Below are 13,386 nucleotides of genomic sequence, written 5' to 3'. Positions count from 1 at the left end.
CTTGTTACATGAGAAACACTTCTTTTCGAAAGAAAAAGAAGTGTTTTTTATTTTCAAATTTTTAAGGAGAAGTTAAACAAAAAGCCCTTTCCAAATTGTCGAACTTGTAATATATTTGTCATAAAGTTGTAATGTAACGTTTTGTAAGAGTCACTCGACAAAAATAAGTGAACGGAGGGGTTTCCTATGCATGAAACCTTTCAAAAAATATATGATTCGTACCATCAAGATTTGTACCAGTTTTTATTTTATATGGTTAAAGATAAAAATCAGGCAGAGGATCTCGTTCAGGAGGTTTACATCCGGGTACTTCACTCATATAAAACTTTTGAAGGAAGAAGCAGCGAGAAAACATGGCTGTTTTCAATTGCGAGGCATGTGGCAATTGATTGGTTTCGCAAACAGCAAACCATTAGACAACGGGTACTCGGCACGTTTGATTGGGATAAGCAGGATGTTAAGGACCCAGACTTGCTCCCAGACGAACTAGCTGTACAGGATGAAAATGTAAAAGAAATCTATGCCGCACTTGATCAGTGCACGATTGATCAACGAGCTGTCATCATTTTAAGATTTATCCAGGGCTACTCAATCATGGAGACGGCAAAGGCGCTAAAGTTCTCGGAAAGCAAAGTCAAAACAACGCAGCACCGAGGCCTGAAAGTGCTCCGAAAACATATGGAGCTTTTGAAGGAGGAGCTAGTGAATGAAAACGAACAGGTCCGATTGGAGCGAAGAACGAATCAAGGTGTTACTAAGTCAGCTTCCAAAGGTGGAGGACAACCGTTCATCTAAGCAAATATACCAGCAGATGCTGATGGCAAGCGGGCAGAAAAAGAAAAGTGCCAAATGGATCGGTCCAGCGGTCGCAACCGTTGTGGTTTTATTTATGGCGTTTTTAATTTCTCCTCATTTATTTCAGCCGGCTGCTCAAGATCAGCAAATGAAAATGGATTCAAGTGCTGACAAAAGTCAGGTGAACGCCACATTAGAGGCGGTCAAACAGACTGATGGGCCCTCACACGTTGTGTCTCGTAAGCAGCAGCAAAAGTATATGACCATCGCATACATAGATGAATCAACCTCTCAAGTGGTTCCAATTAGCATTGAAAAAGAGGATGAGTTTGATCATTTGCAGGATATGGTGAACACATATGAGCAGGTGCAGCTGCCTGAAATGACAAAACCTCTTCAATCTTATATGGATATGGTGGACCTTCGCGAAAAAGGAGATACACTTATTTTTCAATTAAAAAGTGATTTGTCCCTTGATACGTTAAAAGAAGCAAACCGGTTTAAAGATATGGTAAAAGAAACGCTAAAATGGAGCAGGTATAAGCAGGTGCAAGTCAAGACAGCCAAAGGGTCTCACCTTCAATTAGGAGCAAATGGACGCGTTGGAACAATATCGATTGAAAAACAAACAAAACACGCTTATTATGTTTTAGAGAATAAGAGCGGGACTTTTTTGGTGCCTTCAAAAACGCATTATTCATCGTATGAAGATGCGGTAGAAGCTATGAAGCGTACAAGCGATGCAGGACTTGATCCACTAATTAAAGACGAACCGATTAAAGAAGTGACGTCTAAAGGAAAACATGTGACCATTACGTTTGGAGCATCAGCGCAATTATCGGACTCAAATGATCATATTTTACTCATTGAAGGTCTGCTGCTCTCAGCGAAAGATTTTGGTTTTACAAAAGTCACCATTCAACAGGCGGGAACAGATCAAGTTGGTCCGTATGAATTAGAAGAACCGATAGAGGTACCGGCTCTGCCGAATCCAGTTGTCATAAAAGACCGTTAAAGGACGCGAGAAATTGCGTTCTTTTTTGATGTATAGAAAATAGCTTCCTTGCTGTATACTAAGCTGTCATAAAAAGAACCTCAAAGAAGGGGAGTCACTAATGAAAAGGTATTGCTTCATATGTGCCAGCTGTTTTTTGATGATCTTCTCGCCTGTTGCTTATGCACAGGAAACAAGCGAATGGGTGGAGCCGATAAAAGGAGAAGTCACAGATTTGTTTGGGACAAGAGGCGGCTCGCACATGGGATTAGATATAGCTGCGCCAGAAGGAGAATCCATCTTTGCTGCAAGTGAAGGTGAGGTCTCGCGTTCGTATGTATCTGCTACTTATGGTGAGGTTGTGTTTATCCAGCATCCAAATGGATATGAAACCGTCTATGCACATTTACACGAGCGGTTTGTTAAAAAGGGTGACCATGTAGAAGCAGGACAGCCGATCGGCATTATCGGCAACACAGGGGCGTCTAGAGGCACTCATTTGCATTTTGAGGTGCACAGGGGGCATTGGTCAGTCAGCAAAGAAGATGCGGTAGATCCACTCACAATCATTGCAATGGATCGCTTCCAAGAGCCGGCCCTACATGTAAACGGACAAGAGAACAATACATATCTCATTAAACAAGGAGATACCCTTTGGTCGATTGCAAAGGAGCATGAGATGACTGTGGAACAATTGAAACAGATCAATGAGCTGACCACTCATCTCATCCGAACGGGAGATCGTTTAATGGTTTCAAAAAAATAAACCTCATGCATGTGCATGAGGTTTATCATGATTTTTATAGGTCGATCAGACGGACAGAAAGTATATCGTGCACTTCGGTTAATTCTTTGACAATTTCGTCCTCAAGATGCTTGTCGAAAGAAAGCATCATGATGGCTTCGCCGCCTTTTTCTTTACGTCCTACCTGCATTGTCGCAATGTTGACATCATGGTCGCCTAAAATTTGTCCAACCTTTCCAATTACACCAGGTGCATCAGTATGCTGGATGTAGACAAGGTGTCCATCTGGATAAAAATCAATATTAAATCCATTAATGGAAACAACGCGTTCTCCTAAATGTGGGATATAGGTTGCTTTTAGAGTAAAGGTTGAAAGGTCGCCTTTGACTTCAATAGAAATGCTGTTTTCGTAACCAGATTCGCTAGAAGAAATCTTTTCACTAAAGCTAATGCCGCGTTCTTTTGCCACCATTCCAGCATTGACTTCATTTACAGTCGAATCAACACGCTCTTTTAAAAAGCCTGACAGAAGACTTTTTGTAATAAAGGATGTTTCGAGTTTTGAAATAGAGCCTTCGTAAGAGATGCCTACTTCTTTTACAGGTTCTCTCATTGATTGAGATACAAGACGTCCGAGCTTTCCTGCAAACTGATGATAAGGCTGAATTTTTTTGTACTCGTCTTTTGTCATCGCTGGTAGGTTAATCGATGACATAACAGGGAGTCCTTTTGCAAATTGAAGTACTTCTTCAGATACTTGCGCCGCTACATTTAATTGTGCTTCCTTCGTCGATGCGCCAAGATGCGGAGTCGCAATGACGAGCGGATGGTCTACAAGCGGATTATCAGTAGGAGGTTCTACCTCAAATACATCGAGTGCAGCTCCTGCAACATGGCCGCTTTCAAGCGCTTCAAGAAGGTCACGCTCGTCAATAATACCACCGCGTGCACAGTTCACTAGGCGAACGCCTTTTTTCGTTTTTGCAATTGTTTCTTTATTGAGAAGTCCTCTTGTTTCTTTTGTTAACGGGGTATGTACAGTGATAATATCTGATACTTCGAGTACTTCATCAAGTGACTTGGCATTGACACCGATTTTTTCTGCGCGTTCCTTTGTCAGAAACGGGTCAAATACGTTGACTGTCATGCCAAATGCTCTTGCACGCTGGGCAATTTCGCTTCCGATTCTGCCAAGTCCAACAATCCCAAGAGATTTTCCATAAAGCTCAGCACCAACATATGCACCTCTGTTCCATTCTTTTGATTTCACAGAAATATTGGCTTGTGGAATATGACGCATGAGTGAAGAGATCATCGCAAATGTATGCTCAGCTGTGGAGATCGTATTACCGTTTGGTGCATTGATGACAATGACGCCATGCTTGGTTGCTTCATCAATATCAATATTGTCTACTCCCACACCGGCACGGCCGACAATTTTTAATGAAGTCATTTTTTCATAAAGCTCTTTGGTCACTTTCGTCGCACTTCTGACAAGTAAGGCATCAAATGTGTGTAATTCATCTTCTGCTTCTGTTACATTTTTTTGGACAATTTCAACAAAATCTGATTCTAAAAGTGGTAAAAGACCATCATTGCTCATCTTATCTGAGACTAATACTCGAAACATCGTAAGATTTCCTCCTAAAATAAACGTCATAAATATCTGATAATTTACCATATTCCTTTTCACTGTGTCAATCAAATTAAAGCAGTAAAGCGAAAAAGAAAACACGAACATTTCTTGGTGTCTTTATAAAGAATGGACACCTTTAAACAAAAGATAACCAATTTTTTCGTATTTGTCATTATAATTTTTAAGTTTTTTACGATTTCTTAAAACTGATGAAATTGCTCAGGATTTTTATCTGTACAAATGCTCATATATCATATATAATGATGTCGAATTGAATAATGATCAATCTTCGGGGCAGGGTGCAATTCCCTACCGGCGGTGATGAGCATAGTCTCTAAGCCCGCGAGCCTTTTTTGGCAGGATTCGGTGTGATTCCGAAGCCGACAGTATAGTCTGGATGGGAGAAGATGGAGGTTCGTAAACGTTGAAAACTTGGTTTTTCACACGTTTATTTGTCTAGCCTAAATTCCCCGCTCCTGTTTTCATGAGCGGTTTTTTTGTGGCTGAAATTGAACAATCCTCTTTTCGAAAGATTTGATCGAAAAGGAGAGAGAATATTGAATCAAAGTAAAGTAAAACGTTTAGTCGTCACCAGTATGCTTAGCAGTATTTCGTTCGTGTTAATTTTATTGGATTTCCCTTTCCCAGGGCTTCCAGCGTATTTGAAAATTGATTTCAGCGATATCCCAGCGATTATTGCGATTTTAATTTATGGGCCAGGTGCAGGAATTGCCGTTGAGGCATTAAAAAATGTTCTGCATTATCTCATTCAAGGCAGTATGTCCGGCGTTCCAGTTGGGCAAGTCGCGAACTTCATTGCAGGCACACTATTCATCTTACCAGTCGCCTTTATGTTCAAAAAAATTAAATCAGCAAAAGGAATGGCTTGGTCAATGATCATGGGTACATTACTTATGACTGTGATGATGAGCATTTTAAATTACTTCTTATTCCTGCCAGCTTACACATGGTTTTTAAACGCACCTGAACTATCAGATCATGCGCTCAAGACGACCATTACAGCAGGGATTTTACCTTTTAACTTTATTAAAGGAATCATCATTACCATCGTATTTAGCTTCATTTTTGTGAAAATGCGTCCATGGTTTGAAAATAAACGCCGACTTCAAAATAGTTAATATAAAAAAAGCCCCTGCATAAGGGGCTTTTATACTATTCATGCTTAAGTGGGTCACCCTCGAAAGATTCGTCCGCAACTTTGATTGAGTCAGTTGGACATCCTTCAAATGCATCAAGCATATCTTCTTCAAGTACTTCTGGAACTTCTACAGTCCCTTGGTTGTCGTCAAGCGTAACAAATGCAATGCCTTCATCATCATAATCATAAATGTCTGGAGCAGCTGCACCGCATGCGCCGCAAGCAATACATGTGTCTTTGTCTACAATTGTATATTTTGCCATGTTAAAAAAATACCTCCCAAATAGTTCGATGGAACACATGGTTTAACCTTTTTAGTTTCACCGATAAAAAACAATTTCCTCAAACCTTATTGTAATGATTTTAAATTCACATTTCAACTGTAAAGTGATTGAGAATGCTTATCATATAAGGGTTTGTTCATAACTTTCCCCCATAAATTGAGTTTAAACATTTCTTCTTATATGAAATCTGTTAAAATAAAGGGAGAAAATATTCGAATTTTGTCAGGAAGACAGGTGCTTTGATGAATGACTCTTCATTATTTGGATGTCATGTTAATGGACAGCGTATATAAATTGAACGGCGAACGCTCCATTAGTGCTGTCTACCATCTTTTTAAAGGAAAAAAATCATCTCAAACCATACAGGATGCCAGCTTGTTTGAGCTTTCCAGGTACTTCGGCTGTTACCCGGGGTTTACGAGGGATCAGCTGAATCGTTCTGCTTTAAAGCTTGAAGAGAAGCACTATATTAGAAAAACCGATGAGACACTGAGTATCACTGAAGCAGGGCAGCAAATGCTACACCAGCATTTCTCTGAAAAACCGATGCCTGCTTATTTTCATGGTGCCAAATACCACGATAAAGCAAAGATGCTATGGATGAGGCTCTCTTTACTTGTACAAGTGCTTTCTCACCATATGGCTGGATCACATCAATATGTTCCAATACAAAGAGATGTCTCAGTTCAAAGCTGGACGAAATCTTTTTTGAAACAGCATCAGCAGAAAAGCAAGCTTTCAGAAGAGCTGCATCATGAACTAGAAAAACTCCTAATGAACCTAAGTGATCAAGAGGCACTGATTTTTGTTTACTCATTGACCTCACATGAACGAATCGGGCGTACGTATCAGCAAATGGCGGAGTGGATGAAAGAAGATGTGTGGTATGTATACTTGCTTTTTTGGAATGTACTCCATTATTTTATTCAATCTGCCCAAAAAGGTGAGGCGCCGACTTTGCAGAAGCTCGTAGGTGACCTTGAATTTAAACGCGTGTTAACAACTTCTACTCACAAAACACTTGAGCTTGTCCAAAAAGGATTTGATATTGAACAAATTGCTCACATTCGTTCATTAAAAAAGGCAACGATTGAAGATCATATCGTGGAGCTGTCGATACATGAGCCAAGCTTTTCAATAGATCCCTATGTGAGTATAAAAGAGCAGCGGGAGATCCTTGCTGTAGCCAGAGAACTGCAAACAAATAAAATGAAGCTGATTAAAGAAAAACTCGAGCATCCATTTACTTATTTTCAAATAAGATTGGCATTGACAAGGATGGTGAAAGCAAATGGATAAGCTTCATCAGACGCTCATGCGATACTTTGGCCACGACACATTTAAAGCAGGTCAAGAGGACATTATTCGAAGTGTACTGCATCAAAAAGATACGGTTGCCATGCTGCCTACGGGTGGAGGAAAGTCACTTTGCTATCAAATTCCCGGTTATATGACAGACGGGTTGGTTCTGATTATTTCGCCGCTTTTATCGCTTATGGAGGACCAAGTCGAACGAATGAAAATGCGCGGAGAAAAACGAGTGGCGGCGCTTAATAGCACATTGTCTTTTCAGGAGAGGCGACATATCATTCGGCATTTGCCATCATATAAATTTCTATTCGTCGCACCTGAGGCATTAATGTCAGAAGTGCTGCTTGAACAACTCAAATCGATGCGTATCGGTCTGTTTGTCGTCGATGAAGCGCATTGTATATCAGAATGGGGGCATGATTTCCGTCCTGAATATTCGAAGCTCGGAGAATGGAGAGAAGCGTTAGGTCATCCTGTGGCTTTAGCTCTTACAGCTACAGCAACGAAACAAACGCTAAAAGATACTGTGCAAACGCTAAGATTGCAGCATCCAGACTTTCATATTCATTCCGTCAACCGCCCGAACATTGCCTTAGTCAAAGAAGTGCACGAATCGAAAGAAGCAAAAGAGAAACGGACCATTGAGCTTGCGGATTTTTTGCAAGGACCAGGCATTATTTATTGCCCAACCCGGCAAATGACAGAAGAGCTTGCTCTCTGTATGAAACAAAAAAACAATCAGCGTGTTGAGTTTTATCATGGCGGAATGGACGCAGGAGATCGTATGCTCATTCAGCAGCAATTTATCAGCGGTCAGCTTGATCTCATTTGCTGTACGAGTGCTTTTGGCATGGGAATCGATAAAGCAAATATCCGGTTTGTCATTCATATGAGCCCTCCGCAATCGATTGAAGCATTTATGCAAGAGATTGGAAGAGCGGGAAGGGACGGGAAAAACAGTGTGAGCATTCTTTTATATACAGAAGAGGATGCAGATATTCAGCTACACTTGATCCAAACAGAAGGATTTGACGAACCAGAAATTGATTTCTACTTATCACAACTGACTCAAATGCAGACAAATGATGAAAAAAAATTACGTGAACGATTGATGGAAACAGGGCTTCAGGAGACGCGTGCAAGAATGCTGACGCACTATTACATGATGCATGAGTCCGAACAGCGCCCGGCAATTCTGATGAATCTAAAAGAAATATTGCAGGACAGACAAACAGAAAAGCTAAAAAAAGTGTGGCAATTTAAAGAGCGGATCATGGATCATGACTGCTTTAGACAATCTCTGTTATCATACTTTCACGAACAGCTTGATCAAACAGAGCGCGCGTCCTCTAAGCATTGCTGCTCTTCTTGCGGACTGAACCTGTCTGATTATGAAAAAAAAGAACAATCATTGGAGCTGAATGAAATGAAACACTGGAAGACTGTGCTGGATCGTATGTTTCATCTGACAAAAGAGGCGCAGCATTGATTGAACAACATCGCCGAATCATTGAAAAATTAACCGATCGACAAGTCGTAGAACAGCTGTATTTCACGCAGCTGCTCATGCTTATCGTTTCTTTTTTACTAGGCATATTTATGTTCGATCAATGGACGGATTTTACAGCCCTTTGGCAGATTCATGATATGCGCATTCTAACATATGGAATTGGCGGTGCATCGCTCGTCATTATTATAGATGCAATTGTCATGAAGGTGTTTCCTGCTCATATGTATGATGATGGCGGTTTAAATGAAAAGATGTTCAAAAACCGAAGCATCCCGCATATTGTTTGGTTAGCACTTCTCATTGCCTTTTCAGAGGAAATACTATTTCGCGGAATTGTTCAACAGCAATTTGGGCTTGAGATTGCCAGCATCGTGTTTGCGCTCCTTCACTTTCGCTATTTATCAAAAATACTCTTGTTTATCCTCGTGGTTTCCATTAGTATTTTTTTAGGACTTTTATACGAGTGGACGGGGAATTTATTTGTTCCTGTCATGACACATTTTGTCATTGACTTAGTCTTTGCTTGTCAAATTCGTTTGAAATATAAGGGGAGGGATGAACATGGAAGAAATGTCGAGAATGCAGAGAAAGAAGGAGCAGCTCACAAACAACCATGACGACAATGTAGAGGAAATTCTTGAAGAAAAAGTACATCCTTCTGATGACTCTCACTTTCCTACACGAGAAGACTTTCATGAATATAAGAAGCAGCGTACGAAAAAAGTGCGCAATCCTTTGTTTACGACATTGGCTATTATCTTTCCTATCATCGTCATCACTGTTTTCTTTCTATTGATCTACTACACTTCAAAGGAAATCAACGATAATAACAATCAGGGTGTATACATTGATAAAACCTCAAGTGCTGACACAGACCCAGTTCCGTCAGCACTAGCCGAAACAAAAAATGACGCAAAAGCTGATAAAGCGGATGCGTCTGATGAAGAGAAGAAAAAGAAAGATGAAGAAAAAGAAAAGCAGCGATCAAAAGAAAAAGCAGAGCAAAAGAAAAAAGAAAAAGCTGCTAAAGAGAAAGAAGAGCGTGAAAAAGCCGCAGCTGCGAAAAAGCGTGAACAGCAGCAGCTAGCCCTCCAAAAACAGCAAGAAGAGAAAAAACGAAAAGAAGTCGAAGAGAAAAAGAAGCAGGAAGAAAAGCCAGTTCGTGTCGTCCAGCACACTGTTGGCCCAGAGGAAAACCTGTATCGAATCTCGATGAAATATTACAAAAGCCGATCAGGTGAAGAGAAAATAAAAGCCTACAATCATTTAAATGGGAACAGTGTATACAGTGGTCAAGTACTCAATATTCCATTGGAAAACTAATTACCTGACATGAACGAATGAAAAAGCACATACATATGTAGAAAAAAGGGACAGGGTGTATGTGATGACTTTGCACGCAATCAGCCGCTATATGGATCAGCCGACACAGAAAATGATGGAAACGTTGATCAAAAGAAAGCACAAATATGAGGGCTTTGCCAAGCAGTGCAAAAGATGGCAATGGACAGCCCTTTTATCACTGGCGATTCTTTTGTTTTATTTTGTGATAACGGCAAATAAGGGAGGCTCGCTTCAGCCGGAAGCGATGATTGCAACGCTGCTCGGTCATGAGGTCTTTCTATTTTGGATAATGGCTGAGGTGTTTGCTTTTTATGCATCTTATTATTATAAGAAAAAAGAAGAAAAGGCTGAGGATGAATATCATCGCCTTAGATGTGAGATTATACAAAAAAGCACAGACTTATGGCCGCAATCAGACCAGTGGAAAGAGCGTGAAGCGGTTTTTCGCTATATGCAGCAGCAATATGACATTAATCTCTATTATGAAAGTAAATAAATGTGTAAAAAGACGTTTTAATAGTTGAAACGTCTTTTTTCATTCAAGCGTCTTATGAACGACACATATGCAAGGGAGCCATTTATGATGAAATATGCCATCGGATTTACTGCCGCCATTGCGGCTGTTACAACAGGTGTGTGTGTAACGGCAAAAATGGTGAAAACGGCAAAACAAAACAACATCAAAAAGCATTACTTTACAATAGAAGCACTTCAATCAGATCGACCAGCAGTGATTTTCTTTATTTCTGATACACACCGGCGGCTGATTAGTGATTCATTATTAGCTGAGGTCACACAAGAAAAACCGGATGTCATTATGATAGGTGGGGACTTAGCAGAAAAAGGTGTACCCTACGCCAGAATTGAAGAAAATGTGAAACGTTTATCAAGAATTGCGCCCGTTTATTTTGTTTGGGGAAATAATGATCACGAGCTGCACCAGCAAAAGCTCAAAGAGATTCTTCATGCTTACGATGTGACGACTCTGCAAAATGAAACAGCTGTGTGGGATTTCGAAGGCCAGCCAATCAAAATTGGAGGCATCGATGATATTCGGCTTGAAAAGGCGGATTATGAAGCGATACGACCTGAGTTTGTGAAAGATGACGTAAATATTCTCTTATCACACAACCCAGATGTACATCATTTAATGAGTGAAGATGAGGGGATCGACCTTGTTTTGAGCGGTCATACACATGGAGGTCAGATTCGAATTGGGAAATTTGGTCCGTATGAAAAAGGAAGAACAGGTCAGGTCAAAGGCGCATTTTTTCTCATTAGTAATGGCTATGGAACAACAAAGATTCCAATGCGTCTCGGGGCAGAACCGGAAACGCATCTGATCTATTTAATGCCTGTAAAAACGCGATGACTGGCTGCGCCCTCAATATTTTCCATAAAAGTCACCGTAAGCATAGCTTCATGCTTGTCTTCCGTCTTGACACAGTGTAAACTGAATACAAAATTAAGAACCTATGACTCATCATCTCATATACTACAGTATGATGTGTGTTTAGAAGAGGCAGGAGGGAACGTTATGCGACTGGAGCGTCTGAATTATAATAAAATCAAAATTTTTCTCACACTAGATGACCTGACAGACCGGGGTCTTACGAAAGAAGACCTTTGGAAAGATTCGTTCAAAGTCCATCAGCTGTTTAAAGACATGATGAACGAAGCGAATCAGGAGCTCGGTTTTGAAGCGAGTGGACCGATTGCTGTTGAAGTATTTTCACTTCAGGCGCAGGGGATGGTCGTCATTGTCACAAAGAGTCAGCAGGATGATGCTGATGATGATGAGTTTGATGAAGATTACATTGAGATGCAAGTCAAGCTCGACGAGAGTCATCATGTGCTCTATCAATTTGCCTCGTTTGAAGATGTGATTCAACTGTCCCATAGTTTAAGTCGTATTGGACTTTTAGGGGGTACAGTTTACCATTATGAAGGTCAATATTTTCTCAGCCTAGATGATTTTGAAGAACTATCAGCTGATACCGTCATTTCCATTTTAGCGGAGTTCGGTTCACCAACTACATTAACGATCCATCGGCTAAAAGAATACGGAAAAGTGATCATGCAAGATGATGCAGTGAAAACGATTCAAATGTATTTTTAATCACTTTTTTCTATTATATTTAATACTGTTGTGATGAAACAACAGTATTTTTTTATATCCTTTTTATATTTATAAACGCTGATATTTTATTTTAATAAAAAACGTTTTTTACCTTTGCTTTACCAGTACGAAGGTGTATACTATTGCTTGAAAGGGAGCAGTAGATCATGAAAGATTTCTAGGGGGTTTATTTTAATGGCAGCCGATCAAAACGCCGCTCATAACGCAGAAGATAAGCTAGATGTTTTAAAGTCAACTCAAACCGTCATACATAAAGCGCTAGACAAATTAGGGTATCCGCAAGAAGTGTATGAATTGCTGAAGGAGCCAATTCGTCTATTAACTGTGAAAATTCCAGTACGAATGGATGATGGATCAGTGAAAATTTTCACTGGTTACCGCGCGCAGCACAATGATGCTGTCGGACCGACAAAAGGCGGTATTCGTTTCCACCCGAACGTTACTGAAAAAGAAGTAAAAGCGCTTTCAATTTGGATGAGTTTAAAATGTGGTATTGTGGATCTTCCTTATGGCGGAGGAAAAGGCGGTATTATCTGTGATCCAAGAGAAATGTCATTTAGAGAGCTTGAAAAACTAAGCCGCGGCTATGTGCGTGCAATCAGTCAAATCGTTGGTCCAACGAAAGATGTACCAGCACCAGATGTGTTTACAAACTCTCAAATTATGGCATGGATGATGGACGAATATTCTAGAATGGATGAATTTAACTCGCCAGGATTTATTACCGGAAAACCAATTGTTCTTGGAGGATCACACGGACGTGATACTGCAACAGCAAAAGGTGTGACGATCTGCATCAAAGAAGCGGCGAAGAAAAAAGGAATTGACATTAACGGGGCACGTGTTGTCGTACAGGGATTCGGAAATGCAGGAAGCTACTTGGCTAAATTCATGTATGATGCCGGAGCGAAAATCGTAGGGATTTCAGATGCTTACGGCGGGTTATACGATGAAGATGGTCTTGATATTGACTACTTGCTTGACAGACGTGACAGCTTTGGAACCGTTACTAAATTATTTAACGATACCATCACAAACCAAGAGCTGCTTGAGCTCGATTGTGATATCTTAGTACCTGCAGCCATTGAGAACCAAATCACTGAAGATAATGCGGCAAACATTAAAGCTAAAATTGTCGTAGAAGCAGCGAATGGTCCAACGACACTTGAAGGAACAAAAATTCTTTCAGATCGTGGGGTACTGCTTGTCCCAGACGTACTTGCGAGTGCGGGTGGTGTAACGGTTTCTTACTTTGAATGGGTGCAGAATAACCAAGGGTTCTACTGGACTGAAGAGGAAGTCGAAACTCGTTTAGAAGATATGATGGTGAAATCATTTAATAATATTTATGAAATGGCGCAAAACCGCCGCATCGATATGCGTCTTGCTGCATATATGGTCGGCGTACGCAAAATGGCTGAAGCTTCTCGATTCAGAGGCTGGATTTAAGCGGCTTATTTGCATCGTG

14 protein-coding genes and 1 riboswitch are annotated in these 13,386 nt (G+C 40.5%); of the genes, 12 read left to right on the top strand and 2 right to left on the bottom strand.

The genetic code is table 11. From position 1 onward, the window contains the following. Positions 1-186: 186 nt before the first annotated feature. From sigX to CKW02_RS10565, 3 genes are all read left to right on the top strand, one after another. Positions 187-795: an RNA polymerase sigma factor SigX gene (sigX, locus tag CKW02_RS10575; protein WP_003215976.1), complete on the top strand. Its 609-nt coding sequence runs from the start codon at positions 187-189 to the stop codon at positions 793-795. After that, positions 707-1,810: a hypothetical protein gene (locus CKW02_RS10570; RefSeq protein WP_034620415.1), complete on the top strand. Its 1,104-nt coding sequence runs from the start codon at positions 707-709 to the stop codon at positions 1,808-1,810. The genes sigX and CKW02_RS10570 overlap by 89 nt, the downstream gene beginning before the upstream one ends. A gap of 100 nt (positions 1,811-1,910) precedes the next feature. After that, positions 1,911-2,555 carry a M23 family metallopeptidase gene (locus CKW02_RS10565; protein ID WP_003215781.1) on the top strand — a complete coding sequence of 215 codons (645 nt, stop codon included), beginning with the start codon at positions 1,911-1,913 and terminating at the stop codon, positions 2,553-2,555. Between the two features lie 34 nt (positions 2,556-2,589). Here CKW02_RS10565 and serA read toward each other — a convergent pair whose 3' ends face one another. Then, positions 2,590-4,164, bottom strand: a complete 1,575-nt coding sequence (gene serA, locus CKW02_RS10560) for a phosphoglycerate dehydrogenase (protein WP_003215546.1) — start codon at positions 4,162-4,164, stop codon at positions 2,590-2,592. Positions 4,165-4,451: 287 nt separating this feature from the next. Beyond that, positions 4,452-4,583: riboswitch (FMN riboswitch) on the top strand. Positions 4,584-4,727: 144 nt separating this feature from the next. Here serA and CKW02_RS10555 point away from each other — a divergent pair. Continuing rightward, positions 4,728-5,309, top strand: coding sequence for a riboflavin transporter FmnP (locus tag CKW02_RS10555; protein ID WP_012010414.1), 582 nt, complete (start codon positions 4,728-4,730; stop codon positions 5,307-5,309). A 34-nt stretch (positions 5,310-5,343) separates the two neighbouring features. Here CKW02_RS10555 and CKW02_RS10550 read toward each other — a convergent pair whose 3' ends face one another. Then, entirely contained in the window at positions 5,344-5,592 is a 249-nt protein-coding gene (locus CKW02_RS10550) for a ferredoxin (RefSeq protein ID WP_003215700.1), read from the bottom strand. A 267-nt stretch (positions 5,593-5,859) separates the two neighbouring features. Here CKW02_RS10550 and CKW02_RS10545 point away from each other — a divergent pair, with 267 nt between their 5' ends. From CKW02_RS10545 to CKW02_RS10510, 8 genes are all read left to right on the top strand, one after another. Continuing rightward, entirely contained in the window at positions 5,860-6,912 is a 1,053-nt protein-coding gene (locus CKW02_RS10545) for a YpbB family protein (RefSeq protein WP_003215990.1), read from the top strand. Next, on the top strand, positions 6,905-8,413 hold the full coding sequence (locus tag CKW02_RS10540) for a RecQ family ATP-dependent DNA helicase (protein WP_003215745.1): 1,509 nt from the start codon (positions 6,905-6,907) through the stop codon (positions 8,411-8,413). The genes CKW02_RS10545 and CKW02_RS10540 overlap by 8 nt, the downstream gene beginning before the upstream one ends. Then, positions 8,410-9,051 (top strand): CPBP family intramembrane glutamic endopeptidase, encoded by a 642-nt coding sequence (locus CKW02_RS10535; RefSeq protein WP_003215841.1) that lies wholly within the window; start codon positions 8,410-8,412, stop codon positions 9,049-9,051. Before CKW02_RS10540 ends, CKW02_RS10535 begins: the two co-directional genes overlap by 4 nt. Further along, positions 8,996-9,757 carry a LysM peptidoglycan-binding domain-containing protein gene (locus CKW02_RS10530; RefSeq protein WP_034620417.1) on the top strand — a complete coding sequence of 254 codons (762 nt, stop codon included), beginning with the start codon at positions 8,996-8,998 and terminating at the stop codon, positions 9,755-9,757. The genes CKW02_RS10535 and CKW02_RS10530 overlap by 56 nt, the downstream gene beginning before the upstream one ends. 64 nt (positions 9,758-9,821) lie before the next feature. Further along, on the top strand, positions 9,822-10,274 hold the full coding sequence (locus tag CKW02_RS10525; RefSeq protein ID WP_003215549.1) for a DUF2663 family protein: 453 nt from the start codon (positions 9,822-9,824) through the stop codon (positions 10,272-10,274). A gap of 87 nt (positions 10,275-10,361) precedes the next feature. Beyond that, positions 10,362-11,150, top strand: coding sequence for a metallophosphoesterase (locus tag CKW02_RS10520; RefSeq protein ID WP_034620511.1), 789 nt, complete (start codon positions 10,362-10,364; stop codon positions 11,148-11,150). Positions 11,151-11,315: 165 nt separating this feature from the next. Continuing rightward, positions 11,316-11,897, top strand: a complete 582-nt coding sequence (locus CKW02_RS10515) for a genetic competence negative regulator (RefSeq protein ID WP_003215601.1) — start codon at positions 11,316-11,318, stop codon at positions 11,895-11,897. A gap of 195 nt (positions 11,898-12,092) precedes the next feature. Beyond that, positions 12,093-13,367 (top strand): Glu/Leu/Phe/Val family dehydrogenase, encoded by a 1,275-nt coding sequence (locus CKW02_RS10510; RefSeq protein WP_003215501.1) that lies wholly within the window; start codon positions 12,093-12,095, stop codon positions 13,365-13,367. Positions 13,368-13,386 lie beyond the last annotated feature (19 nt).

Source organism: Bacillus pumilus, from assembly GCF_900186955.1.
Taxonomy (GTDB): Bacteria; Bacillota; Bacilli; order Bacillales; family Bacillaceae; genus Bacillus; species Bacillus pumilus.
This window is presented reverse-complemented; position numbering and strand designations above follow the sequence as displayed.

Coding starts and splice junctions, on each gene's coding strand:
- sigX (WP_003215976.1), top strand. CDS start 187: ATGCATGAAACCTTTCAAAAAATATATGATTCGTACCATCAAGATTTG.
- CKW02_RS10570 (WP_034620415.1), top strand. CDS start 707: ATGAAAACGAACAGGTCCGATTGGAGCGAAGAACGAATCAAGGTGTTA.
- CKW02_RS10565 (WP_003215781.1), top strand. CDS start 1,911: ATGAAAAGGTATTGCTTCATATGTGCCAGCTGTTTTTTGATGATCTTC.
- serA (WP_003215546.1), bottom strand. CDS start 4,164: ATGTTTCGAGTATTAGTCTCAGATAAGATGAGCAATGATGGTCTTTTA.
- CKW02_RS10550 (WP_003215700.1), bottom strand. CDS start 5,592: ATGGCAAAATATACAATTGTAGACAAAGACACATGTATTGCTTGCGGC.
- CKW02_RS10545 (WP_003215990.1), top strand. CDS start 5,860: ATGACTCTTCATTATTTGGATGTCATGTTAATGGACAGCGTATATAAA.
- CKW02_RS10540 (WP_003215745.1), top strand. CDS start 6,905: ATGGATAAGCTTCATCAGACGCTCATGCGATACTTTGGCCACGACACA.
- CKW02_RS10530 (WP_034620417.1), top strand. CDS start 8,996: ATGGAAGAAATGTCGAGAATGCAGAGAAAGAAGGAGCAGCTCACAAAC.
- CKW02_RS10525 (WP_003215549.1), top strand. CDS start 9,822: ATGACTTTGCACGCAATCAGCCGCTATATGGATCAGCCGACACAGAAA.
- CKW02_RS10520 (WP_034620511.1), top strand. CDS start 10,362: ATGAAATATGCCATCGGATTTACTGCCGCCATTGCGGCTGTTACAACA.
- CKW02_RS10515 (WP_003215601.1), top strand. CDS start 11,316: ATGCGACTGGAGCGTCTGAATTATAATAAAATCAAAATTTTTCTCACA.
- CKW02_RS10510 (WP_003215501.1), top strand. CDS start 12,093: ATGGCAGCCGATCAAAACGCCGCTCATAACGCAGAAGATAAGCTAGAT.